Source organism: Pseudomonas syringae group sp. J254-4 (assembly GCF_032586855.1).
In the GTDB taxonomy this organism is placed as follows: Bacteria; Pseudomonadota; Gammaproteobacteria; order Pseudomonadales; family Pseudomonadaceae; genus Aquipseudomonas; species Aquipseudomonas amygdali.
This window is the reverse complement of sequence record NZ_JAWHOO010000001.1, coordinates 527,175-553,035: the sequence shown is the minus strand read 5'-3', so window position 1 is coordinate 553,035 and position 25,861 is coordinate 527,175. Positions and strand designations below refer to the sequence as shown.

12 protein-coding genes are annotated in these 25,861 nt (G+C 61.6%); 4 read left to right on the top strand and 8 right to left on the bottom strand.

What is annotated here, in order from left to right:
- Positions 1-209: 209 nt before the first annotated feature.
- The 8 genes from RYB09_RS02480 to RYB09_RS02445 are packed head-to-tail and all read right to left on the bottom strand — an operon-like array spanning position 210 to position 6,413.
- Positions 210-1,127 (bottom strand): metal ABC transporter substrate-binding protein, encoded by a 918-nt coding sequence (locus tag RYB09_RS02480; protein ID WP_058402052.1) that lies wholly within the window; start codon positions 1,125-1,127, stop codon positions 210-212.
- The gene (locus RYB09_RS02475; protein WP_122258989.1) at positions 1,128-2,027 is read right to left on the bottom strand and encodes a metal ABC transporter permease; all 900 of its coding nucleotides are present in this window, start codon (positions 2,025-2,027) and stop codon (positions 1,128-1,130) included.
- Complete coding sequence (locus tag RYB09_RS02470) at positions 2,027-2,791, bottom strand: metal ABC transporter ATP-binding protein (RefSeq protein WP_058409697.1); 765 nt, start codon at positions 2,789-2,791, stop codon at positions 2,027-2,029. The genes RYB09_RS02475 and RYB09_RS02470 overlap by 1 nt, the downstream gene beginning before the upstream one ends.
- Entirely contained in the window at positions 2,788-3,720 is a 933-nt protein-coding gene (locus tag RYB09_RS02465; RefSeq protein ID WP_054071452.1) for a metal ABC transporter substrate-binding protein, read from the bottom strand. Before RYB09_RS02465 ends, RYB09_RS02470 begins: the two co-directional genes overlap by 4 nt.
- A 35-nt stretch (positions 3,721-3,755) precedes the next feature.
- Positions 3,756-4,322, bottom strand: coding sequence for a DUF6162 family protein (locus RYB09_RS02460; protein ID WP_316887354.1), 567 nt, complete (start codon positions 4,320-4,322; stop codon positions 3,756-3,758).
- The gene (locus tag RYB09_RS02455; RefSeq protein ID WP_004664615.1) at positions 4,319-4,651 is read right to left on the bottom strand and encodes a hypothetical protein; all 333 of its coding nucleotides are present in this window, start codon (positions 4,649-4,651) and stop codon (positions 4,319-4,321) included. Before RYB09_RS02455 ends, RYB09_RS02460 begins: the two co-directional genes overlap by 4 nt.
- On the bottom strand, positions 4,648-5,190 hold the full coding sequence (locus tag RYB09_RS02450) for a thiamine pyrophosphate-binding protein (RefSeq protein WP_316887352.1): 543 nt from the start codon (positions 5,188-5,190) through the stop codon (positions 4,648-4,650). The genes RYB09_RS02455 and RYB09_RS02450 overlap by 4 nt, the downstream gene beginning before the upstream one ends.
- On the bottom strand, positions 5,187-6,413 hold the full coding sequence (locus RYB09_RS02445; protein ID WP_002552924.1) for a PepSY-associated TM helix domain-containing protein: 1,227 nt from the start codon (positions 6,411-6,413) through the stop codon (positions 5,187-5,189). Before RYB09_RS02445 ends, RYB09_RS02450 begins: the two co-directional genes overlap by 4 nt.
- Before the next feature lie 296 nt (positions 6,414-6,709).
- Between RYB09_RS02445 and RYB09_RS02440 the strand changes: the two genes are divergently transcribed.
- From RYB09_RS02440 to RYB09_RS02425, 4 genes are all read left to right on the top strand, one after another.
- Entirely contained in the window at positions 6,710-7,687 is a 978-nt protein-coding gene (locus tag RYB09_RS02440; RefSeq protein WP_316887350.1) for a TauD/TfdA family dioxygenase, read from the top strand.
- A gap of 355 nt (positions 7,688-8,042) precedes the next feature.
- On the top strand, positions 8,043-11,453 hold the full coding sequence (locus tag RYB09_RS02435) for a non-ribosomal peptide synthetase (protein WP_058402059.1): 3,411 nt from the start codon (positions 8,043-8,045) through the stop codon (positions 11,451-11,453).
- Positions 11,450-19,390: a non-ribosomal peptide synthetase gene (locus RYB09_RS02430; protein WP_316887348.1), complete on the top strand. Its 7,941-nt coding sequence runs from the start codon at positions 11,450-11,452 to the stop codon at positions 19,388-19,390. The genes RYB09_RS02435 and RYB09_RS02430 overlap by 4 nt, the downstream gene beginning before the upstream one ends.
- A 14-nt stretch (positions 19,391-19,404) precedes the next feature.
- Positions 19,405-25,860 carry a non-ribosomal peptide synthetase gene (locus RYB09_RS02425; protein WP_316887345.1) on the top strand — a complete coding sequence of 2,152 codons (6,456 nt, stop codon included), beginning with the start codon at positions 19,405-19,407 and terminating at the stop codon, positions 25,858-25,860.
- The last annotated feature ends 1 nt before the right edge of the window (position 25,861 follow it).

The following is a 25,861-nucleotide window of genomic DNA, read 5'->3' as shown; positions in this document are numbered from 1 at the left end:
TAACTGACTATCGTGCGACGCTCCGCGTCGTCATGCCGTTCTGGACGCTCCGCGTCCTCTTGCGACGCAGAGCGTCGCAACCTGCATTCCCACGCTGTAGCGTGCGCAACGATAATCTCAACTATCGTGCCGATGCTCCGCGCGGCTATCGTGCGACGCAGAGCGTCGCGACCTGCATTCCCCACGCTGGAGCGTGAGCAACGATAAGCTCACCCCTTGCCAGCCAGCACCTCGATAACCCCCTGAATATCCCCCTGCAACTCCGCCAGCGGATCAGCGCCATCAATCCCCAACACCAGCAACGTGCTGCCTGCCGCTTCAATTGCAGACTTCACCGCTTCTGGCGGCTGACGATGATCAAGCACCAGCGCCACGTCGTTATCCTTGAGGGTCGCGCTCAGTTTGCTCAATGCCTCGGGCGTCCACTGTTCGTCGGTTAGTACCTGGCTGTCGATCAGCTCCAGATTCAGCCCGCTGATCAGGTAGCCGAAGCGGTCTGACAAACTCACCACACTCAAATTGTCGGCACCGGCCAGTGCCGCTTCGCTGCTGGCACTCAGCTTGAGCAGTTGCTGCTTGAACGCCGCCAGATTGGCCTCGATCTTCGGCTTTGCGCTCGGCGCCAGGCGCACAAGGTCCGCCGCCAGCACATCGGCCATGCGCCCCATGTTGTTGCTCGCCAGCCACGGCTGACTGTTCAGCCCGTCAGTGCCCTGGCCCGGCTGCACGGCAATCCCCGGTAAACCACCGTCCACCGGGCGGGCTGCATCAATTTCGACGATGCGAATATTACTGCGGCGTGCGTTCGGGTAAAGCGGGTCATCGGCCCAGATCGACCGCAAGCCGATTACCGCGTCGGCGTTGTTCGCCAAGCCGCGCAATGCGTCGGCACCGCGCCCTGTAAAGTAAGCAGTCTGGCGCGAGCCGGGCAGGTTGGCCGCGGCAGCGCGTTCCAGCATGACACCGCTGTCCTTGAGCAGAATTTCCCCCAGCCCGTAGGTAATCGGCAGGCTGGCCAGCACCCGTACCGGTTGAGCGCTGTCAGCTTTGGCGTCGGCGGCATACAGGCCGTTGCTGAACAGGCCGGTCATGGCCAGCGCCAGGGTCAATGTACGTAAAGTAGGCATTTATCCAATATTCCCTTTCAGGGCGGGCAGCGTGCCGCGGGCGATGGCGGCCAGGGCAAAGGCAATGCCAGCCACCAGAATGATCGCCGCGCCGGACGGCACAGGCAGGTCGAAGACGATAGGCAGCAGAATGCCGCACAGGGTGCTGACGGTAGCAATCGCCACCGATATCCAGAAAAAGCCTTTCAGCGACTGGCTCAACAGACGTGCCGCTGCCGCCGGAATCACCAGCAACGCTCCGACCAGAATCGCACCGATGACTTTCACGGCTGCAACAGTGATCAGCGTGACCAGAATCACGAACAGGTAATCCAGCGTCTTCACTGCCACACCGCGCACCGCAGCCAGTTGTGGATTAAAACTGGCCAGCATGATGCGGTTGTAAAGCGGCAGGCTCAGGCCCATGACCAGCGAACCGACGATCAGCAGCACCAGCAGGTCATTGCCGTTGACAGTCAGTACCGAGCCGAACAGCACGTTTTCCAGAATGTGTACGTTGATCTTGCCCGCCAGTACCAGCAGCAGGCTTGCGCCGAGCGCCAGCGACACCGAGAGGAACACACCGATCAGCGTGTCCGGTGCCAGTCCGGTGCGGTTGCGTAGGTAGTTGAGGACGATACCGAACAGCAGGCAATAGCCGAACAGCGCGCCATAAGGCCCGGTGTACGGTTCACCGAGCAGAATGCCGATGGCCACGCCGGTCAGTGCCGCATGGCCCACCGCTTCGGAGAAGAACGCAAAGCGCTTGACCACCACCAGCGTGCCCAGACCGCCCAGCACCGGGCCAATCAACAGGCCCGCAAGCAGGGCGTTGACCACAAAGCCATAGGCCAGCGCCTCCGGCAGATAGCCGGATGAAGCGAGGCCCTGAATGAACAGGCGAAACGTTTCGTAATCCATCACACGGCGCTCCCGTTAACGGCATCGGCAGTGCGCGGATGAGCAGAAAACAACGTCAGCAGGCGTTCCGGCGTCAGTGCCGTGGCGGCAGGCTCGTCGAACAATACGCGGCGATTGAGCCCGGTCACCTGATCCGCCAGACGCCGCACCGCATCCAGATCGTGCTCGATCCACAGCACCGTTATACCGCTTCGGCGCCAGTCACCAAGCAGGCGCTCGAAGACTTGAATCCCTGCTTCATCCAGAGCCGACATCGGCTCATCCAGCACCAGCAATTGCGGCGCAGGAATCAGCCCTTGCGCCAGCAGCACGCGCTGCCGTTCGCCACCGGACAGCGCGCCCATGCGCCGCTTGCGCTTGTCCTGCATGCCGACCCGTTCCAGCGCATCGCCAATCGCGGCCGCATAGTGTTTCGACAAGCCCAGAAACGCCGGCCGTCGCTGGCACATGGCAGCCATAAAATCGTCGACGGTCATCGGCAGGCCACGGTCGAACTCCAGCGCCTGCGGCACATAGCCAATCAGGCCCGGCGCGGCAGGCCATTGCAGGCTCAATTGGCCTTGATGCGGTGTCTGCCCGAGCAGGGTCTTGATCAGCGAGCTTTTGCCGCCGCCGTTCGGCCCTACCAGCGCGTGTACGCTGCCAGCGCGCACGTTGAAATGCACGCGGTCGAGAATCGTTGTGCGGCCCAGGGTCAGGCTCACCTGGTTGAACTCGATGCCTGGCCCCTGGCTGACGATGTCGAGGTTCTGCGCGACAGTCATGTGCCCGACTCCTGAATGGCCCGCACCACGGTGTCGAGGTTGCCGGCCATTTCCTTCTCGTACTTGTCTGCGGTGTATTCGCCATAGGAAATGTGCGACAGCGGGTACAGCTTGACCCCGGATTCACGCTGGATGGTGTCGACGTAGGTGGACGGGAAGTCCATCTCCGAGAAGATCACCTTCACGTCCAGTTCGCGCAGTTGGTCGATGGTCTTTTTCAACTGGCTCGGGCTGGGCTCGATGCCATGTGCCGGTTCCACCACTGCTGTCACTTCCAGGCCGAATTCGCGCAGCAGGTAGTCGTAGGCGGCATGTACCGTGGCCACGCGCAGGTCGGCGTTGGGGGCCTTGGTCAGTTTGGCGAGGGCGTCGGCGCGCATCTGCCGCAGGCGCTTGCCATAGGCGCGGGCGTTGGCGGTGTAGGTTTTGGCGTTGTCCGGGTCCAGCTTGCCCAGCTCGCGGGCGATGTTGTTGACCTGGGCGATGGACGCGCTGATCGATAGAAAGGTGTGCGGGTTGACCACCTTGCCTGCGCCACGCGCGGCAACCCCGGTGGCGGCCAGCAACGGCACGTCAGCGTTGGCTTCGATGGTCTTGATGTTTGGCGTTTCACTGGCGGCAATCATGCGGTCGGCGAAATCGTCGTGGCCGACGCCATTGAGCACAATCACGTCCAGCGAACCGATGCGCTTGATGTCCTCGGCGCGTGGCTCGTAGGCATGCGGGTTGAAGCCGGCCGGGATGAGCGGCACGACGTCGGCCTTGTCGCCGACAATATTGCTCACGTAGCTGTAATACGGGTGCAGGGTGATGCCGATGCGCAGGCGCTTGGCCGGGTCGGCGGCGTAGCTGGACGGTGCCAGCAGGGCGGCAAACAACCCCACCAGCAGGACGCGCAGCAAGGGACGGCGTTTGAATGAAATAGGCATGGGCAAGCGGTCTTCTTTCAAAGGAATGCGAAGTTTCAGTGCAGGTGCTGACGGGTTACGCCAGCATCGAATTGCGCGACGACCTGTTTCCAGCCCGCGTCGACCAGAGTCTTGTCGCCGAGGTCGCTGACAGGCGCGATCGAGGCGTTGCGGTTGATCCAGATGTCGGGCTGGTTGTCCGAATCGACACGCATCAGAAACGAACCGGCGACGCTCGGCGTCTGGCTCAGGCCCAGATAGGACTGCTCAACCATCTGCCAGACATGACCGCCACGGCTCACCGAACTGGCGTCCTGGGCGAACGGCGCAAAGCCCTCGTCACCCAGTTGCTGCGGGGTAACGGGCGTTTGCTGTTCAGTTGCCAGCAGGTGAATTTCGTCGAGGGTCACGCGCAGGTCGGCGTAGATGCCTTGTTCGGCAGCGGTCAGATCACGTCGCGCATCAAGTTGATGGCTGGCAAGGCTGTGTGTTTCCTGAGTATCACGGTGCAGGCTGACCACCCCGGCCGCGACGCCGAGGATCAGCAGGCACAGCAGCAGGACGTACAGGGTTTCATGCCCGGCGCCGGCCGGGCGGACGATTTGTCGGGTTGGCGCACTCATGGGCTGGGGATGTCCGCCTGATCGATTTCCACCACATGACCGGGGCCGGCATCGAACAGCACGTAGAACTCGGACGCCGGGCGCTTGAAGGTCACGGTCGAATCCTCACCCAGCTTGCCGGGCACCAGAATGGTTTCATCGTAGCCGATTACATCCAGGGTCACGCCCGGCGCGCCACTGCCGTCGGAAAAACCGCCGGTGCAGCGAATCTGCTCGTTGTCGATCTGTTTGCATTCGCACATCGGGTTGTGCGCCAGTGCGTTGCCGCTCAAGCCAAGCAGGCACAGGGCGCTGGCCGTCAGCCAGCGCAGGGAAGGGCGGGCACTCATGGTTTGGCTCCTTGTTTTTTCAGCCACGCCACGGTGGTGGGCGAAGCCTGTTGCAGCGTGATGGAAGTCTGATGCACAGCGCCGTCCCAGCCTTCCATGGTGATCCACAGGTCTGAGTCGGGGCTGGTGTTTTCGGGAATCTGCATGAACGCACTCATGCGGTAGCCACCGCCGAAGAAAATAACCCCGGCTGTGCGCAGGCTGCGTGGTTTGCCGATGCGCAGGTAAGTGGCCTTGACCCGGTCGATGCAGGCGTTGCACAGCGCGGCGTTGAAGCTTTTCATGTAGCCCGACGGACCGGACAGGCGCGGGGCTTCGTTACGGTCTTCGGCCAGACGCAGGCTCCACGGGCCGACCTGAATCTCGCCGACGTCGCGTTGGCCAAGGCCCTGATCGCCGCGATCCAACGCGTTGTCGGAGAAATACTTGGGCATGAAACCCAGCGGAATCAACACCAGCAACACGTTGATGTGGAAGCGCCACTTGTACCAGAAACGACTCAGCGACGACGCAGGTTTTGCAACAGCGGCCTTGCTCACAGGCTGTTCTCCGGGGTGCGGGTCGCCAGTGGCGAGCGGGTGGTGTCCGGAGTCGATGCCGGGGTGAAGGTAGCCGGGCTGGTTCTGGACTCACGCTTGAGGGCATTGAGCGTCGCCAGCGCGGTGCGCTTGCTCCAGATCAGCAGCCCGCTGAGCACCATCATGCTCAACAGCAGGCCGAAGAACGCCCAGATCAGCTTGATCCAGATACCGCCGAAGTCGCCGGTGTGCAGCGGGCGCATGGATTCGGTGACGAACTCCAGCTTGTTGCGGTCCGACAACAGGTGTGACGCTGCGATTTCGCCACTGTACGGGTTGATTTCGGCGGTCTGGAACATCAGTGGATACCAGCTGCGCCCGCCAACCTGCATGTTGCTGTAGGCATTGAAGGGCGGAGTGATGAAGCTGGCTTCAAGGCCTGGAATACGCTCCTTGGCGATTTCCACGGCCTTTTCCAGGCTGATGGTCGGTGCCGGGCGGCCGTCAGCGGTCAGCGGCACAGCGCTGTGTGGAATGATCGAGGCGACCTGGGATTTGCTCGAGATACTGATCTGGTTATCGCCAAGAATCGCCTGAATCAGAAACCATGTGCCGGTGATGGAAATCACCGCAATGAACCAGATCGACCACACGCCGCTGAGTCGATGCAGGTCGCCCCAGAAAATCCGCGGGCCCTGGCTGAAGCGTACCGGCTTGAAAAAACCACGCCAGAATTTCTTGTAGACCACCAGCCCGGTCACCAGCGACGCGAGCAGGGGCAGGCCGAGAATCGACACCAGGTACCAGCCCCACGAATAGCCATTGGTGAACGGCACCAGCCACCAGCCGTGCAGTGCGCGGGTGAAGCGGCGGAAGTCGAACGACGGCGTGAGGCCCTGAATCACCCCCGTGTAAGGGTTGACGTAAGCCGGCACCGAGCGGCCGTCCGGGTAGGTGACGAACACGCTCAGGGCGAAGTAATCGCCGTCAGGCTGCATGATCGTACCGACGATGAGGTCCGGCTCGTTGCGCTCGATGGTTGCGCGAATCTGCTCGAAGCTCATGCGTTGGGCGTCGTCGGAGGGGCGGTTGTCACGCATCTCCGGGTTGGCCAGCCACATGATTTCCTTGCTGATGACCGCCAGCGTGCCGGTCACACAGACGATCAGCACAAAGAACCAGATGGGCAGGGCAAGCCAGCTGTGGACGAGAAACCAGATTTTTGAACGGGACTTCTTCGACATGGATAAACAATCTCGATTCACGATGTAAAGCAGCCGCAAAGCGACTCCTTCTGTCTGTACGCGCGGGCGATATAAAGCCTCGCATTCAGTTAAAGACGAATGAGAACGAGATTCCTGTAGGAATATTTTGCGTTTAAATGAAAAAAATTGTTTCAGAGCTACCGGAAACCCCCGTATTGCGCAGGAAAAGGGCCTGGGCGGCTAATTTTCTCGTGGCGAAGTACGTTCAATCTGGACATTGGTGTTGCGCCAGGCCGCAGGGGCTCGGGCGCTTTTGCCATCAAGGGAGAGACATCATGAGTCACGCGTTGAGTTTGGATATCCGGCCGCTGCTTGCAGGGGCGGGCAGCTTGCCCATGTTGGTACAGGCGCCCGAGCCCGGTCTGGACTTGATGGAAGCGCTGGGCGAACTCAAGCCATTGGTGGCCGGGCACTTGTACAGTGCTGGCGGGATTCTGTTTCGCGGCTTCGAGGTCGGCGGTGCGGAAGCGTTTCGTGAGTTCGCCGCCGGTTTCGGTGATCCGCTGCTCAATTACGAGTTTGGCTCCACGCCGCGCAGCAATGTAACCAAGGGTGTGTACACCTCCACCGAATACCCGGCGCATCAGAGCATCCCGTTGCACAACGAGCAGGCCTACACGCTGGACTGGCCGATGAAGATCTGGTTCTACAGCATGATCGCGGCGCAGACCGGCGGCGAAACGCCGATTGCCGACAGCCGCGAGATCTACCGGCGCATTCCGGCGCGCATCCGTGAGCGCTTCATCGAAAAGAAGCTGATGTACGTGCGTAACTACGGCAACGGGCTCGATGTGGAATGGAGCCAGGTGTTCAACACCGAAGATGAAAGCGTGGTCGAGGCCTACTGCCGCGCGCACAACATCGAGTGCGAATGGAAAGACGACGGCGAACTGCGCACCCGGCAGATCTGCCAGGCCGTGTCCCGCCATCCAGTGACCGGCGATACCGTCTGGTTCAATCAGGCGCACCTGTTTCACATCTCCAACCTGCAACCGGAAGTGCGCGAAACCCTGCTGGATGTCGTGGATGAAGAAGACCTGCCGCGCAATGTCTACTACGGCGATGGTTCACCCCTCGAAGAAAGCCTGCTGGACGAGATTCGTGGCGTGCTTGACGACTGCACCGTCAGCTTCCCGTGGCTGGAAAACGACGTACTGATGCTCGACAACATGCTCGCCGCCCACTCCCGCGCACCGTTCACCGGCAAACGCAAAGTCGTGGTGGCGATGGCACAGGGGCATTCGGATAAGTAGCTGTTTATTGATTTCCGTGCCAACGCTCCGCGCCAGCGTTATACCCCGGTCCTGCAGAACTCAAGTAATCGTGCTTTTGTGGGAGCGGACTTGTCCGCGAAGACGGTAGTTCAGCCGGTACATTTTTGGAGAATGTACCTGCCCTTTCGCGAACAAGTTCGCTCCCACAAGATTTCAACTACCGTGCGATGCTCCGCGTAGGCATGCAATTCTGGACGCTCTGCGTCCTCGCTTGAGCGTGCGGTGCAATGCAGAGCACCAGCCTCGAGAAACCTTTCTAAATATTTCCCCGCCAATTCGTTCTTGTTGATACGACCCCGCCCGACGGTCAGCCCCATTCAGCAAGGATCGACCCATGAACCCCGAACACGCCCAGAAACTCGCTCGTCGTTTTGTCGAGTTGCCCCTTGAAAAACGTCGTCTGTTTCTCGATGGCATGCGCAAGGAGAACATGGATTTCTCGCTGTTCCCGATCCCTTCCTGCGCAGGGCTGGCCGAGCGTGACGGGCTGTCTTATGCCCAGCAACGCATGTGGTTTCTCTGGCAACTGGACCCGCACAGCACAGCCTACAACCTGCCGATGTCGGTGTGCCTGAATGGCCCGCTGGAGCTGCCGTTGCTGGAGCGAGCCTTCAGTGCGCTGGTCGAGCGGCATGAAAGCCTGCGCACCACCTTCGGTCAGGAAGGCGACCGGGCGTTTCAGCGTGTTGCGCCGCCGACACCCGTCAGCATCCGTGTGATCGACCTGAGCCAGCAGCCTCGCGAACAGCGCTGGGCGAGTGCGCGGCAGGCGATGGCCGAACAGTCGGCGCAGACCTTCGACCTGCAGCGCGGGCCGCTGTTTACCGTGCAGGTATTGCGCCTCGCCGAACAGGAACACCTACTGCTGCTCAACCTGCACCACATCATCACCGACGGCTGGTCAATGAACGTGCTGATCGACGAATGGCTGCGCGGCTATGACGCGCTGCTGGCCGGCAAACCGCTGCCTTTTCAGCCGCTGCTCGTGCAGTACCGCGACTATGCGTTGTGGCAACGCAGCTGGCTGGAGGCGGGCGAACAAGAGCGTCAGCTGGAATACTGGCGCAGCCATCTGGGCGAAGAACACCCGGTACTGGAACTGCCCACAGACCGCCCGTACCCGGCGCTGCCCAGCCACGAGGGCGCGCGTCTGGAACTGGCGCTGGAGCCCGAGCTGCTGCGCAACCTGAAAACCCTCGCGCAACGTCAGGGCGTGACCCTTTTCGTGGTCCTGCTGGCAACCTTCAAAAGCCTGCTGCATCGCTACAGCGGGCAGACCGACATTCGTGTCGGCGGCTTGATCGCCAACCGCACCCGCAGCGAAACCGAAGGGCTGATTGGCTGCTTTATCAACACCCAAGTGCTGCGCAGTGAAGTGACGGCGCAAACACGTTTTGTCGATCTATTGCACACCGTGCGCAATGCTTCGACCGGTGCTCAGGCGCATCAGGAGTTGCCGTTCGACGCGATCATCGACGCCTTGCAACCCGAGCGCAGCCAGAGCCACAACCCGCTGTTTCAAGTGATGTTCAATCACCAGCCGGTGGTTGCCGACCTGCTGGACAAACAATTGAGTGGTGGCCTGCGTGTGGCTAATCTGCCTGCCGAGCAACAGGCACTGGCCCAGCGTTCTCACGCCGCGGCCAGTGATCTGATGCTTGCCACCAGCGGCGAGGGCGAGCAACTGAATGCCGCTTTCACCTACGCCACCGATATTTTCGATCAGGCGACCATCACTCGTCTGGCTGATCACTGGCGTAACCTCTTGGCCTCGGTCTGCGTCGATCCGCTGCAAACCATCGGCGAACTGTCGATGCTCTCGACCGATGAGCGCGCGCACCTGCTGGATGTCGACAGCGCCATCAAGGCCGACACCACAACCCCCGCGCATCGCCAATTCGAAGCGCAAGTGCAGCGCACACCGGACGCCCCGGCATTGATCCTCGCCGGTGAAGGCCAGGCACCCAGCCTGAGCTACGCCGAACTGAATGAGCGCAGCAACCGTCTGGCCTGGCAACTGCGTGAGCAAGGCGTCGGCCCGGACGTACTGGTCGGCGTGGCGATGGGTCGTTCGCTGGACATGCCCGTCGCGCTGCTGGCCGTGCTCAAGGCAGGCGGTGCCTATGTGCCGCTGGACCTGAGCGCGCCGAGCGAGCGTCTACGTCATGTGCTGCAGGACAGCGGCCTGAAACTGCTGCTGACCCACAGCCAGCAAAAGACGACGCTGCCTGAGCTGGCGGGTATTCAGTGCCTGTGCATCGATCAGATGAGCAGTGCGGCAGCCAGCCCGCAAAACCCGGACATTGCCGTTGATCCGGCCAATCTGGCCTACGTGATCTACACCTCGGGCTCGACCGGCCGGCCAAAAGGCGTGGCGATCAGTCATGGCGCGCTGGCCGAATTTGTAACGTTGGGCGCGAACTACAGCGACCTGCGCGAAGGCGACCGGGTCCTGCAATTTGCCACCCATAGCTTCGACGGTTTCGTCGAGCAGTTCTACCCACCGCTGTGTCGCGGCGCGGCCGTGGTCTTGCGTGACGAGCGTTTGTGGGACAGCGCCACCTTCTATCAGGCTGTCGTCGAGCACGGCGTAACCCTGGCTGACCTGCCTGCGGCCTACTGGCTGACACTGGTTCAGGATTTCGCCGCCAGCCCGCCTGCGCATTACGGCGCGCTGCGGCAGATTCACGTCGGCGGCGAAGCGATGGCCGTCGAAGGCCTGCGCTTGTGGCAGCAGGCCGGGCTCGGGCATGTGCGCCTGCTCAACACCTACGGACCGACCGAAGCCACAGTGGTATCGAGCATTCACGATTGCAGCGCGCTGACCCCGGAGCAGGTGTCGTGGCGCGGCGTGCCGATCGGCAAAGGCCTGGCGGGGCGTCGTTTGTACGTGCTCGACGACCAACTGAACCTGCTGCCACAAGGCGCGGTGGGCGAGCTGTACATCGGTGGCCCCGGTCTGGCGCGGGGTTATCACGCCCAGCCCGGCCTGAGCGCCGAGCGTTTCGTGGCTGATCCGTTCGTGCCCGGTGAGCGCCTGTACCGCACCGGCGACCGCGCCCGACTGCGCGCTGATGGCGCTGTCGAGTACATCGGGCGGGTCGATCATCAGGTGAAAATTCGCGGTTTCCGTATTGAGCTGGGTGAAATCGAATCGCGCCTTCAGCAATGCACGGGCGTGCGCGAAGCGGTGGTACTGGCCGTCGAGCTGGCGGGCAGTACGCAACTGGTCGCCTACGTGGTGCCGCAGGTCATGGCGAACGGCGATGCCGAGCAACTGGCACTGCGCCAGGGCATCAAAGCCCAGCTGCAAGCCAGCCTGCCGGATTACATGGTGCCGACGCATTTATTGCTGCTCCCGGAACTGCCACTCACGCCCAGCGGCAAACTGGACCGCAAGGCACTGCCAGCGCCCGACGCAAGCCAGTTGCAGGCGTGTTATCGCGCGCCGCACAGCGAGGTGGAAATCTGCCTCGCTGCTATCTGGCAAGAAGTCCTGCACGCACCGCAGGTCGGCCTCGACGATCACTTTTTCGAGTTGGGTGGCCATTCGTTGCTGGCCGCGCAAGTCATCGCCCGGATCAAAACGCGACTGGGCATCAGCCTGCCGTTGCGCACCCTGTTTGAAAAACCGCTGCTCAGCGACCTTGCCGTCGAAGTGGCCGCGCTGACCGACAACACAACGGATAACGACTGGAGCGACATGGACCAGTTCATGGACTCACTGGAGGAATTTGGCGCATGACCGGGACCACCGCTGCACGTATCGCGAAACGTTTTGTCGGCCTGTCGCTGGAACAACGCCAACAGTTCCTCGCCCGCTTGCGCCAGGAAGGCAAGGATTTCAGCCTGCTGCCGGTGCCGGTCAGCCGTCATGATTTCAGCACGATTCCGCTGTCGTTCGCCCAGCAACGCCTGCTGTTCCTCTGGCAGCTCGACCCGCTGAGCGACGCCTACAAGATGACCACCGGCCTGCGTCTGCAAGGCCCGCTGAACGAGCCGGCCTTGCGCCGCGCCTTTGATCATCTGATCGAACGCCATGAAGTGCTGCGTACCGTGTTCCACACCGACGGTGATCAGGCGCAGCAAGTGCTGCTGCATGATCAGACCGTGGCGCTGGACAGCATTGATTTGTCCGGTCTGGCTGATGTCGAACTGCGCGATGCCGAACTGGCGTTGCGAGTTGCCACCGTCACCAGCCAGCCGTTTGATTTGCGCACAGGCCCGTTGCTGCGTGCGCACCTGTTCCGTCTTGCCAGTGACGAGCATGTGCTGGTGGTGAGCATGCACCACATCGTCTCCGACGGTTGGTCGATGGACGTCATGATTCAGGAGTTCGTGCACTGCTATCAGGCGTATTGCGAAGGTCGCGAACCTGCGCTGCCGGAGCTGCCGCTGCAATACGCCGACTACGCTATCTGGCAACGCAGCTGGCTGGAGGCGGGCGAGGGCGCGCGGCAACTGGATTACTGGCGCAGCCAGTTGGGTGACGAACAACCTTTGCTGGACGCCGCGCAGGATTTCCCACGCCCGGTGACACAAAGCTATCAGGGCGAGCACCTGCGCTTTGATTTCGGTGCTGATCTGTCGCGCCAGCTCAACGCCTTTGCGCGCACGCAGGGCATGACCCTGTTCATGCTGGTGCTGGCCGGTTTTTCGCTGTTTCTGTCGCGCAAGGCCGGGCAACGCGATATCCGCATCGGTGTGCCTAACGCCAACCGCGGTCGCGCTGAAACCGAAGGGCTGATCGGTTTCTTCATCAATACTCAGGTTTTGCGCTGCCAGGTGGACGAGCGCCTCAGCTACCTTGACCTGCTGGCGCAGATCCGTGACACCTCGTTCGGCGCGCAGGCCCATCAGGACGTACCGTTCGAGCAACTTGTCGATCAACTGGCGCCAGAGCGCAGCCTGGGCCACAACCCTTTGTTTCAGGCCAAGTTCAACCAGAACGTAATCCTCAAACAGAAAACCGCGCTCAAGCTGGCCGGGCTGGAAGTCAGCGAATACGCCTTCGACAAGCAGGGCGCGCATTTCGATCTGGCGCTGGATATCACCGACGACGGCACGCTGATTCATGGCGACATGGCCTACGCCAGCGACCTTTATCGACGCGCCACCGTCGAAGGGTTCATTCCCGAAATGCTTGCGCTGTTCAAAACCCTGCTCGATGCGCCGCAGGCGCCGTTGTTCAGCCTCGGTGCACTGGCAATCGAGCCACCACGCGAAGTGCGCGAACCCGCGCCGCACATGCTTCAGCTCTGGGGCCAACAGGTTGAACACCAGCCGCATGCACTGGCCGCCCGGTGTCTGGATCGCAGCCTGACGACGCTGGAACTGGATCAGGCCGCCAATCAACTGGCCCATCATCTGATCCGGATGGGTATTGGCGAAGGCCAGCCGGTTGCGGTGTTGATGGAGCGTTCGCTGGACTGGCTAACGGCGGTGCTGGCGATCTTCAAGGCCGGTGGTGTGTACATGCCGCTGGACGTCAAAGCCCCGGATGCGCGCCTGCAACAGATGCTGAGCAACGCCCAGGCCAAAGTGCTGCTGTGTGCCGAAGGCGATGTGCGCCAGACGTCACTGGATGTTGCCGGCTGTGAGGGCCTGGCCTGGACGCCTGCGCTGTGGCAGGCCTTGCCGGTCAGTCGTCCTGATATCACGCTGTCAGCCGATTCAGCGGCTTACATTATTCATACCTCCGGTTCCACCGGTCAGCCCAAGGGCGTATTGGTCAGCCAGGGCGCGCTGGCCTCTTACGTGCGTGGTCTGCTGGAGCAGTTGCAACTGGCTCCCCAGGCGAGCATGGCGCTGGTCTCGACCATCGCCGCCGACCTTGGTCATACCGTGCTGTTCGGCGCGCTGTGTTCAGGACGCACGCTGCATGTGCTGACCGAGGCGCTGGGTTTCGACCCGGATGCCTTCGCGGCTTACATGGCCGAGCATCAGGTTGGCGTGCTGAAGATCGTGCCCGGTCATCTGGCCGCGCTGTTACAGGCCAGCCATCCTGCCGATGTGTTGCCGCAGCATGCACTGATCGTCGGCGGCGAAGCCTGTTCGCCTGCGCTGGTCGAGCAGGTGCGTCAGCTCAAACCCGATTGCCGGGTGATCAACCACTACGGCCCGAGCGAAACCACGGTCGGCGTACTGACCCATGAGGTGCCTGCTTCACTATCACAATGTGGGAGCGAGCTTGCTCGCGAAAGCAATAGTCCAGCTTCCCCATTTTGCAAGACTGTAAAGGCCTCTTCGCGAGCAAGCGAAGCGTCGCCCGGCTCGCTCCCACAAGGTCTATATCTATCCACTACGGTGCCGGTCGGTGCGCCGTTGCCGGGGGCCAGCGCTTATGTGCTGGATGATGTGCTGAACCCCGTTGGCACTCAGGTGGCGGGCGAGCTGTACATCGGTGGCGACAGTGTCGCGCTGGGCTACATCGGTCAGCCTGCGCTGACCGCCGAGCGTTTCGTGCCGGACCCGTTTGCAGAGAATGGCGCACGCGCCTATCGCAGCGGCGACCGCATGCGTCGCAATCATCAGGGCTTGCTGGAATTCATCGGCCGTGCCGACGATCAAGTCAAAGTGCGCGGTTATCGTGTCGAGCCTGCCGAAGTGGCGCGGGTGCTGCTGAACCTGCCTTCGGTTGCGCAAGCCAGCGTGCTGGCATTGCCTGTCGATGAAGACGAATCGCGCCTGCAACTGGTGGCCTATTGCGTCGCGGCAGCCGGTGCGGATCTGACCGTCGACAGCCTGCGCGAGCAGTTGGCTGCACGCTTGCCCGACTACATGGTGCCCGCTCAGATCATGCTGCTGGACAGCCTGCCGCTGACCGCCAACGGCAAGCTCGACAAGCGCGCCTTGCCCAAACCGGGCGTGGTCAAACAGCGCTACACCGCGCCGGTCGGCGAGATCGAGGAAAAGCTCGCCGCCGTGTGGGCGGACGTACTGAAACTGGAACAAGTCGGCAGCACCGACAACTTCTTCGAACTGGGCGGCGACTCGATCCTCAGCCTGCAGATCATCGCCCGCGCCAAGCGTCAGGGTATCAAGCTCAGCCCCAAGCAGTTGTTTGAAAAGCAGACCATCAGCCAGTTGGCCTCGGTGGCAAAACTGATCCAGAAAAAGCCTGCTGCGCTGGTCGAACAGGTCAGTGGCTCGCTGCCGTTGCTGCCGATTCAGGCGCGCTTCTTCGAACTGGACATTCCCGAGCGTCAGCACTGGAATCAGGCGCTGATGCTCAAGCCCCTGCAAACGCTGGATGCAATCCATCTTCAAGCTGCACTGACCGCGCTGATCGAACAGCACGACGCGCTGCGTCTGGGTTTTGCTCTGCAAGACGGCCAGTGGCAAGCCACGTTCGGCGCGCTGAACACTCGCGACCTGCTGTGGGTTCATGAGCTGGACAGCATCGAGCGCTTGCCTGAACTGGCCGACGAGACGCAGCGCAGTCTGGACCTGAAAAACGGTCCGCTGCTACGGGCGCTGTTGGTCAACCTGCCGCAGGGCGAGCAGCGTTTGTTGCTGGTGATTCATCATTTGGCCGTCGACGGCGTGTCGTGGCGGGTGCTGCTGGAAGACCTGCAGCAGGCTTACGTCGCCCTGACGAAGGGCCAGCCTGTGGCGTTGGCAGCGAAAAGCACGTCGCTCAAGCATTGGGCCGAGCAATTGCAACAGTATGCGACCGGCGAAACGCTGAGCGCCGAGCGCGATTACTGGCTGCACGCTTTACAGGGCGCAGATCAACCGTTGCCACGCGACAAGCCCGAAGGTTCGATGCGCAATCGCGATGCGGCCCATGCCTCATCCTGGTTGAGCAAGGACCTGACCCACAAGCTGCTGAAAGTCGCACCTGCCGCGTACCGTACGCAGGTCAACGACCTGCTGTTGACCGCGCTGGCGCAAGTATTGTGCGAGTGGAGTCAGCAGCCGTCGGTGCTGATCCAGCTGGAAGGGCATGGCCGCGAAGACTTGTTTGACGACACCGATCTCAGCCGTACCGTCGGCTGGTTCAGCAGCCTGTTTCCGGTTCGCCTCACGCCGCAAATCGCGCCGGGTGCAAGCCTGTGCGGGATCAAGGAACAACTGCGTGCCGTGCCGAACAAAGGTATTGGTTACGGCGTACTACGTCATCTCGGCGAGCCGTCGTTTAAGCAACAATTGGCCGCCTTGCCGCAGGCGCGGGTCACGTTCAATTACCTGGGCCAGTTCGACGGCAGCTTCAACGAACAACAAGGCGCGTTGTTCGTGCCGAGTGCCGACAAAACTGGCACTGCGCTGTGCGAAGACGGCCCGCTGGGCAACTGGCTGAGCCTCAATGGTCAGGTGTTCGACGGCCAGCTGCAACTGGACTGGAGCTTCAGCCGCGAGGTGTATCACGCTTCGACCATCGACACCCTGGCGCGTCGCTACGAGCAGGCGCTGACCACGCTGATCGACCACTGCACCGCCGGGCATCAGGGCGTCACGCCGTCGGACTTTATGCTGGCGCGCCTCACTCAAACGCAACTCGACGGCTTGCCGATTGCTGCGGGCGAGATCGAAGACATCTACCCGCTGTCGCCGATGCAGCAGGGCATGCTGTTCCACTCGTTGTTCGATGAGGGCGCCGGCAACTACATCAACCAGATGCGCGTGAGCATCAGCGGCCTGGATGTGCCGCGTTTCCATAACGCATGGCAATCAGCGGTGAACAACCACGAAGTGCTGCGCAGTTGTTTTATCAGCCAGAGCGAACAGTCGCTGCAAGTCGTGCAACGTCAGGTCACACTGCCCTTTGTCGAGCTGGATGCTCGTGGCAAGCCGCAAAACTGGCTCGACGACTGGGCGCAGGCCGACCGTCAGCAGGGTTTTGATCTGGCGCACGGTCCGCTGTTGCGCCTCGCGGTAGTGCGCACTGACGACGACGCGTGGCAACTGGTCTACACCAGCCACCACATTTTGATGGACGGCTGGAGCAGCTCGCGGCTGCTGGGCGAAGTGCTGCAACGCTACAGCGGTCAGACGCCGCCGAAACAGGCGGGACGTTATCGCGATTACATCCAGTGGCTACAGGATCAGGACGCTGATGTCAGCGAGCGCTTCTGGACCGCAGAACTGGCCGAACTGGACGAGCCGACCCGCTTGCTGCAAGCCTTCAAAACATCAACCGATGAGCAGGGCTATGGCGATTACATTCAGCTGATCGATGCCGACGGCACCCGCCGCTTGAGCGAGTTTGCCCGCGAACAGCACGTCACCCTCAACACGCTGGTGCAATCGGCCTGGCTGTTGCTGCTGCAACGCTATACCGGCCAGTCCAGCGTGACCTTTGGTGCGACGGTGGCCGGGCGTCCGGCTGAATTGCCGGGCGTCGAGGAGCAACTGGGCCTGTTCATCAACACCTTGCCGGTGATCGCCAGCCCGCGTTCGGAACAGACTGTCGGTGACTGGGTGCAGCAGGTGCAGGGAAAAAACATCGCCCTGCGCGAGCATGAGCACACGCCGCTGTATGACATCCAGCGCTGGGCACGTAACAGTGGCGAGGCGCTGTTCGACAACATACTGGTATTCGAAAACTACCCGGTGTCCGAAGCCTTGCAGCGCGCGCCGGAAGGTCTGACGTTCAGTGACCTGCGCAATCAGGAGCAAGCGCATTATCCGCTGACCCTGGTGGTCGAGGCCAACGACGTGCTGTCCGTACGTTTCAGTTACGACCGGCAACACTTCAGTGCAGAAGGCATTCTGCAACTGGCGGCGCATTTCGATCACTTGCTGCAAAACCTCAGTGCGTCCGCAACGGCGCGTCTCGGCGAGCTGACCCTGCCGACTGCCTGGACGCAAAGCGTGCAGCATTACCCGACCGGGCAGTGCGCCCATCAGCGTATCGAAACCCAAGCCGAGCGCACGCCACATGCCATTGCCCTGACTTTTGCTGGCGAGCAATTGAGCTATCAACAGCTCAACAGCCGCGCCAACCAGCTGGCTCATAAACTGCGCAAGCAGGGCGTCGGCCCGGATGTTCGCGTGGGGCTGGCCGCTGAACGCAGTCTGCAGATGATCGTGGGAATGCTGGCGATCCTCAAGGCCGGTGGTGCATACGTGCCGCTGGACCCGGATTACCCGCAGGATCGCCTGAGCTTTCTGATGTACGACAGCGGTATCGAACTGTTGCTGACCCAGGCGCATTTGCTTGGGCAACTGCCTATTCCTGCACATGTTCAGACACAGGATCTGACTGATTCGCTGGACGGTTACAGCACGGAAAACCCGGTCAACCAGACCTCGCCAGACAACCTGGCCTACGTGATCTACACCTCCGGCTCGACCGGAAAACCGAAAGGCACCTTGCTCGCCCATCACAACCTGATGCGCCTGTTTGCTGCCACGGATGACTGGTTCAAATTCAGCGAAAAGGACGTGTGGACGCTGTTCCATTCCTTCGCCTTCGACTTCTCGGTGTGGGAGATTTTCGGCGCGCTGCTGCATGGCGGCCGACTGGTGATCGTGCCGCGCGAAGTGACCCGTTCGCCGGAAGAGTTCCATGCGCTGCTGATTGAACAGCGCGTCACATTGCTTAACCAGACGCCGTCGGCGTTCAAGCAGTTGATGCGTGTGGCGTGTGATTCGCCTGTGTCGATGTCGCTGGAGAAAGTCATCTTTGGTGGCGAAGCGCTGGACGTCGCCAGCCTGAAGCCCTGGTTCGACCGTTTTGGCGATCATGCACCGCAACTGATCAATATGTACGGCATCACTGAAACCACCGTGCATGTTACTTACCGACCGATAACCGAGGCCGACACGCAAAACCCGGCCAGCCCGATTGGCGAGGCGATCCCGGATTTGTCGTGGTACGTGTTGGACGCGGATTTCAACCCGGTCGCCCAAGGCTGCAGCGGCGAACTGCACATCGGCCATGCGGGTCTGGCGCGGGGTTATCACAACCGCGCGGCGCTGACTGCCGAACGCTTCGTGCCGGACCCGTTCTCCAGCGACGGCGGTCGCCTGTACCGCACCGGCGACCTGGCCCGTTATCGCGCTGCCGGAGTGATCGAATACGCCGGGCGTATCGACCATCAGGTGAAGATCCGCGGTTTCCGTATCGAACTGGGCGAAATCGAAGCGCGGCTGCAAGCGCACCCGACGGTGCGCGAAGTGATCGTGCTGGCCGTGGATGGGCAATTGGCCGCGTATCTAGTGCCAGCCCAGCTTGACCACGACCAGCAAAGCCTGCGCGAAGCCCTGAAAACCGAAATCCGCGCGCACCTGCCGGATTACATGGTGCCGACGCATTTCATCGTCCTCGACAAGATGCCGCTGACCGCCAACGGCAAGCTGGACCGCAAGGCGCTGCCTGCGCCGGATGCCGGTCAGTTGCAGGTGGCCTATGTCGCGCCGCAAGGCGAGCTGGAAGAACAATTGGCGGCGGTCTGGAGTGACGTGCTCAAGGTCGGGCAGGTCGGGCGCAGCGACAACTTCTTCGAACTCGGCGGCCACTCGCTGCTGGCGGTACAGATGCTGGTGCGAGTACGTGAGCAGTTGCAGCGCGAGGTCGGCCTCAAGGACCTGTTCGAACAGCCGGTGTTGGCGGACTTCTGCGCCACGCTGCAAGAAAAAAATGGTGAAAGTGACCATGCGCTGGACGAATTGACTAAATCACTGGAGGCACTCAAACGTTTATCAGCGGAGGAAATTGATAATTTGATTGCTTAGCAGGAGAGACCCCAGTGCAACAGTTGCTTGACTCCGTTAAATCGCTGTCCGCCCGTGAACGCAAGGCGCTGGCGGTCCTGCTCAAGCGCCAGGGGGTGAATCTCTACGGGGTCACGCCGATCGCTGTAAGGGAGACGCAGGCCCCGTCTGCGCTCTCCTATGCGCAGCAGCGGCAATGGATCATCTGGCAACTGGAACCGCACAGCGCGGCCTACAACATTCCGCTGGCGCTGCGCCTGCATGGCGCGCTGGATGTCGAGGCATTACGGCGTAGCGTCGAACACCTGATCGAGCGTCACGAAACCCTGCGCACCACGTTTGAACAGCAGGGCGACGACGCGTTGCAGGTGGTGCATCCGGCGTCGCCGTTTGCATTGCATGTCGACCAACTGGCGGCTGGCGAAACGGTCGAGCGTTACGTCGATCAGGAAGTGCAGCAGCCCTTCGATCTGCAACATGGGCCGCTGTTGCGGGTCAGGCTGCTCAAACTGAGCGAGCAGGAGCACGTGCTGGTGTTGACCCAGCACCACATCGTCTCCGATGGCTGGTCGATGCCGATCATGGTTGACGAGCTGATGCAGTGCTATCAGGCCGCCACGCTGGGCCGCGAAGCCGAATTGCCACCCTTGCCGATCCAGTACGCCGACTACGCCCTCTGGCAGCGCAACTGGCTGGAAATGGGCGAGCAGGAACGCCAGCTTGCGTACTGGAAGCAACAGCTGGGCGAGCAGCAGCCGATTCTGGAGCTGCCCACCGATCGACCGCGCCCGGCGCTGCGCAGCTACGACGGAGCGCGACTGAATGTCGAGCTGGATGCCGCGCTGCTCAACGACCTCAAGACTCTGGCGCGGCAGCAAGGCATCACCCTGTTCATGCTGTTGCTGGCGTCGTTGCAGACCTTGTTGCACCGCTACAGCGGTCAGGCCGATATACGCGTCGGTGTGCCCGTCGCTAACCGCACCCGCAGCGAAACCCAGGGGCTGATCGGCTTCTTCGTCAACACTCAGGTGCTCAAGTCCGACTTCGATACGCAAACCACCGTGGCCGGGTTGCTGCAGCAGATCAAACACACGGCTGTGCAGGCCCAGGCTCATCAAGACCTGCCGTTCGAACAACTGGTCGAAGCCCTGCAACCGCAGCGCGATCTGAGCCGCAGCCCACTGTTTCAGGTGGCCTACAACCACCAGAGCGAAGGCCACAACGAGGCCCGCGAACTGGCCGGTCTGCGCCTGGAATATCAGCTGTCCGACAAACACACCGCGCAGTTCGACCTGACCCTGGACACCTGCGAACGCCCGAACGGCCTGGCCGCTTCGTTCACCTACGCCACCGACCTGTTCGACGCCGCAACCATCGAGCGCATGGCCGGGCACTGGTGCAACCTGCTGAGCGGCATGTGCCGCGACGTCAACCAGCGCATCGCCGACCTGCCGCTGTTGAGCGTCGATGAGCGGCAAGACACCCTGCGCGACTGGAACCGCGACCTTGCGGTTTATCCAAGTGAATATTGCGCCCATCAACGCATTGAAACTCAGGCCGAGCGCTCGCCGCTGGCCATCGCTCTGAGCTTCGGTGCCGAGCAACTGAGCTATCAACAGCTCAACAGCCGAGCCAACCAGCTGGCTCATAAACTGCGCGAGCAGGGCGTTGGCCCGGATGTTCGCGTGGGGCTGGCCGCTGAACGCAGTCTGCAGATGATCGTCGGAATGCTGGCGATCCTCAAGGCCGGTGGCGCGTACGTGCCGCTGGATCCGGACTACCCGCAGGATCGCCTGAGCTTTCTGATGTACGACAGCGGTATCGAACTGTTGCTGACCCAGGCGCATTTGCTTGGGCAACTGCCTATTCCTGCACATGTTCAGACACTGGATCTGACTGATTCGCTGGACGGTTACAGCACGGAAAACCCGGTCAACCAGACCTCGCCAGACAATCTGGCCTACGTCATCTACACCTCGGGCTCAACCGGCAAACCGAAAGGCACCTTGCTCGCCCATCACAACCTGATGCGCCTGTTTGCTGCCACGGATGACTGGTTTAAATTCAGCGAAAAAGACGTGTGGACGCTGTTCCATTCCTTCGCCTTCGACTTCTCGGTGTGGGAGATTTTCGGCGCGCTGCTGCATGGCGGCCGACTGGTGATCGTGCCGCGCGAAGTGACCCGTTCGCCGGAAGACTTCCATGCGCTGCTGGTTGAACAGCGCGTCACAGTGCTCAACCAGACGCCGTCGGCGTTCAAGCAGTTGATGCGTGTGGCGTGTGATTCGCCTGTGTCGATGTCGCTGGAGAAAGTCATCTTTGGTGGCGAAGCGCTGGACGTCGCCAGCCTGAAGCTCTGGTTCGACCGTTTTGGCGATCATGCACCGCAACTGATCAACATGTACGGCATCACTGAAACCACCGTGCATGTCACTTACCGACCGATAACCGAGGCCGACACGCAAAACCCGGCCAGCCCGATTGGCGAGGCGATCCCGGATTTGTCGTGGTACGTGCTGGACGCTGATTTCAACCCGGTCGCCCAAGGCTGCTGCGGCGAACTGCACATCGGCCATGCGGGTCTGGCGCGGGGTTATCACAACCGCGCGGCGCTGACTGCCGAACGCTTTGTGCCGGACCCGTTCTCCAGCGACGGCGGTCGCCTGTACCGCACCGGCGACCTGGCCCGTTATCGCGCTGCTGGAGTGATCGAGTACGCCGGGCGTATCGACCATCAGGTGAAGATTCGCGGCTTCCGCATCGAACTGGGCGAAATCGAAGCGCGACTGCAAGCGCACCCGGCCGTGCGCGAAGTGATCGTGCTGGCCGTGGATGGGCAATTGGCCGCGTATCTGGTGCCAGCCCAGCCTGATCAGGATCAGCAAAGCCTGCGCGAAACCCTGAAGACCGAACTCCGCGCGCACCTGCCGGATTACATGGTGCCGACGCATTTCATCGTCCTCGACAAGATGCCGCTGACCGCCAACGGCAAGCTGGACCGCAAGGCGCTGCCCGCACCGGATGTCAGCCAGTTGCAAGCGACCTACATTGCGCCGCAAGGCGAGCTGGAGCAGCAACTGGCGGCGATCTGGGCCGATGTGCTGAAAGTCGAGCAGGTCGGGCGTAGCGACAACTTTTTTGAGCTGGGCGGGCATTCGTTGCTGGCCACTCAGGTGATCTCGCGCATCCGTCAGCAACTGGACGTCGAACTGTCGTTGCGCGACCTGTTTGAAACGCGTGATCTGGCAGCCTTTGCGCTGGCGGCGGGCAACGGGCAGGGCAATGCTGCGCCACGCTTTATCAAGGCCGACCGCAGCCAGCCGCTGGGCTTGTCTTACGCGCAGCAGCGCCAGTGGTTTCTCTGGCAGCTTGATCCTGAAAGCACTGCTTACACTATTCCTGCGGCCCTGCGTCTGAGCGGCTCGCTGGACATTGCCGCGCTGGAGCACAGTTTCAGCGCATTGATTGCCCGCCACGAAACCCTGCGCACTACCTTCCGTCAGCAGGGCGAACAGGCTGTGCAGATCATCCATGCGCCGCGTGCCTTGACCCTGATGGTCGAGTCCGTGCCTGCCGGCCAAACCCTTGAAGCCTGCGTGGAGCAGGAAATGCAGCGCCCGTTCGATCTGGAACAGGGCCCGCTGTTGCGCGTCCGCTTGCTGAATCTTGCTGCTGACGAACACGTGCTGATCCTGACCCAGCACCACATCGTTTCCGATGGCTGGTCGATGCCGATCATGGTCGATGAACTGGTGCGCCTGTACGAAGGCTACAGCCAGGGCCGTGAGGTGGAGTTGACCGCGCTGGACATGCAATACGCCGACTACGCGCTGTGGCAGCGCAACTGGATGGACGCCGGAGAACAGGCGCGGCAGCTGGATTACTGGAAGCAGCAACTGGGCGACCAGCAGCCGATTCTTGAATTGCCCGCCGATCATCCGCGCCCGGTGGTGCAAAGCCACGCCGGTGCGCGGCTGGCGGTCGAGCTGGCACCAGCGTTGATCGACGACTTGAAACAGGTCGCGCGGCAGCAGGGCGTCACACTGTTCATGCTGTTGCTGGCGTCGTTCCAGACCTTGCTGCATCGCCACAGCGGCCAGCCTGACATTCGTGTCGGCGTGCCGATTGCCAACCGCACCCGCGCGGAAACCGAAGGCCTGATCGGTTTCTTCGTCAACACCCAGGTGCTACGCGCCGAATTCGGCCTGCACACCACGTTCAGCGAGCTGCTGCAACAGGTCAAACATGCGGCCCTGCAAGCCCAGGCGCATCAGGAACTGCCGTTCGAACAGCTGGTCGAGGCACTGCAACCTCAACGCAGCCTCAGTCACAGCCCGCTGTTCCAGGTGATGTTCAACCACCAAAGCCAGGCCAGTGCTGAGGTGCGCGCACTGCCCGGTTTGCAGGTCGAAGCGCTGACGTCCGAGAGCTATCCGGCACAGTTCGACCTGACCCTCAATACCGCCGAACACGATGGCGCTTTGAGCGCAGGCCTGACCTATGCCACCGCGCTGTTCGAGCGCAGCACCATCGAGCGCGTGGCCGGGCACTGGCTCGCGCTGTTGCAGGCCATTTGCGCCAATGCGGGTCAGCGCATTGCTGAAGTGCCGATGCTTGACGCTGCCGAACAGCAGCAGATTGTTCGCGACTGGAACGCCACGGCTGCCGATTTCCCTGGCGAGCACTGCCTGCACAGCCTGATCGAAGCCCAGGTACAGGCCACGCCGGACGCTCCGGCACTGATTTTTGCGGCTGAACAACTGAGCTATGCGCAACTTAACGTCCGTGCTAATCAGCTTGCTCATCGCTTGCGCGAGTTGGGCGTCGGCCCCGATGTGCTGGTGGGTATCTGTGTCGAGCGCAGCGTGGAAATGGTCATCGGCCTGCTGGCGATCATCAAGGCCGGTGGCGCTTACGTGCCGCTGGACCCGGATTACCCCGAGGACCGTCTGGCTTACATGATGCAGGACAGCGGGATTGGTTTGTTGTTGACCCAGAGTGCGCTGATACAGCGTTTGCCGGTTCAGGTGCAGAGCATTTGTCTGGATCAGGACGGCGATTGGCTGGCCGGTTACAACACTGCCAACCCGGTCAACCTCAGCCATCCGCTGAATCTGGCGTATGTGATTTACACCTCGGGTTCGACCGGCAAGCCAAAAGGCGCAGGCAACAGCCATCGCGCCCTGGTCAACCGTTTGCACTGGATGCAGAAGGCCTACGGGCTGGATGGCAGCGATACGGTATTGCAGAAAACCCCGTTCAGCTTCGACGTGTCGGTGTGGGAATTCTTCTGGCCGCTGCTGACCGGCGCACGTCTGGCAGTAGCGCTGCCGGGCGATCATCGCGACCCGGAGCGGCTGGTGCAGACCATCCGCGAACATCAGGTCACGACGCTGCACTTTGTCCCGTCGATGCTCCAGGCGTTTCTGACTCATCCGCAGGTGGAAAGCTGTAACAGCCTGCGGCGTGTGGTGTGCAGTGGTGAAGCATTACCTGCCGAACTGGCCGCTCAGGTGCTCAAACGTCTGCCGCAAGTGGGCTTGTACAACCTGTATGGCCCGACCGAAGCGGCTATCGACGTGACGCATTGGACTTGCACTACGGACGACGTGCTCAGCGTGCCGATTGGTCGACCCATTGATAACCTGAAAACCCACATTCTGGATGACGGCTTGCTGCCCGCCGCGCAAGGCGTTGCGGCAGAGCTGTACCTGGGCGGTGCGGGTCTGGCGCGGGGTTATCACAACCGCGCGGCGCTGACGGCTGAGCGCTTTGTGCCGGACCCGTTCGACGAGCAGGGCGGGCGTCTTTACCGCACCGGCGATCTGGCGCGTTATCGCGATGAAGGCGTTATCGAATACGCCGGGCGTATCGACCATCAGGTGAAGATTCGCGGCCTGCGTATCGAACTGGGCGAGATCGAAGCCAGCCTGCTGGAACACGAAAACGTTCAGGAAGCTGTAGTTGTCGACGTTGACGGCCCATTCGGCAAACAACTGGCAGCCTACCTGGTGGCTGAGCACAGTGGCGATCACCTGCGGGATGCACTCAAGGCGTATCTCAAAGAAACACTGCCAGATTATATGGTGCCGACCCACTTCGTCTGGCTGGCAAGCATGCCGCTGAGCGCCAACGGCAAGCTGGATCGCAAAGCCCTGCCAGCACCAGACGCCAGCCAGTTGCAGCGCCAGTACGTTGCGCCGTCGACTGAGCAGGAGCAGCAAATGGCTGCGATCTGGGCCGACGTGCTTAAAGTCGAGCGCGTCGGGTTGAGCGACGATTTCTTTGAGCTGGGCGGCCATTCGCTGCTGGCCACACAACTGATTTCCAGAATTCACACGGGCCTGGGGATCGACATCCCGCTGCGCCTGATTTTCGAGAAACCGCAATTGAACGAATTTATTCAGGCTTTCGCCAGCAGCGGCTTGTCGCTGACCGACGACGGCTTGTCCGATATTGAAAAAATGATGAATGAAATGGCGGGTATCTGAC

What these genes read in the sequence shown, in the direction of transcription:
- RYB09_RS02430 (WP_316887348.1), top strand. Translation starts at nt 11,450, where the DNA reads ATGACCGGGACCACCGCTGCACGTATCGCGAAACGTTTTGTCGGCCTG.
- RYB09_RS02440 (WP_316887350.1), top strand. Translation starts at nt 6,710, where the DNA reads ATGAGTCACGCGTTGAGTTTGGATATCCGGCCGCTGCTTGCAGGGGCG.
- RYB09_RS02455 (WP_004664615.1), bottom strand. Translation starts at nt 4,651, where the DNA reads ATGAGTGCCCGCCCTTCCCTGCGCTGGCTGACGGCCAGCGCCCTGTGC.
- RYB09_RS02475 (WP_122258989.1), bottom strand. Translation starts at nt 2,027, where the DNA reads ATGGATTACGAAACGTTTCGCCTGTTCATTCAGGGCCTCGCTTCATCC.
- RYB09_RS02470 (WP_058409697.1), bottom strand. Translation starts at nt 2,791, where the DNA reads ATGACTGTCGCGCAGAACCTCGACATCGTCAGCCAGGGGCCAGGCATC.
- RYB09_RS02480 (WP_058402052.1), bottom strand. Translation starts at nt 1,127, where the DNA reads ATGCCTACTTTACGTACATTGACCCTGGCGCTGGCCATGACCGGCCTG.
- RYB09_RS02435 (WP_058402059.1), top strand. Translation starts at nt 8,043, where the DNA reads ATGAACCCCGAACACGCCCAGAAACTCGCTCGTCGTTTTGTCGAGTTG.
- RYB09_RS02465 (WP_054071452.1), bottom strand. Translation starts at nt 3,720, where the DNA reads ATGCCTATTTCATTCAAACGCCGTCCCTTGCTGCGCGTCCTGCTGGTG.
- RYB09_RS02460 (WP_316887354.1), bottom strand. Translation starts at nt 4,322, where the DNA reads ATGAGTGCGCCAACCCGACAAATCGTCCGCCCGGCCGGCGCCGGGCAT.
- RYB09_RS02445 (WP_002552924.1), bottom strand. Translation starts at nt 6,413, where the DNA reads ATGTCGAAGAAGTCCCGTTCAAAAATCTGGTTTCTCGTCCACAGCTGG.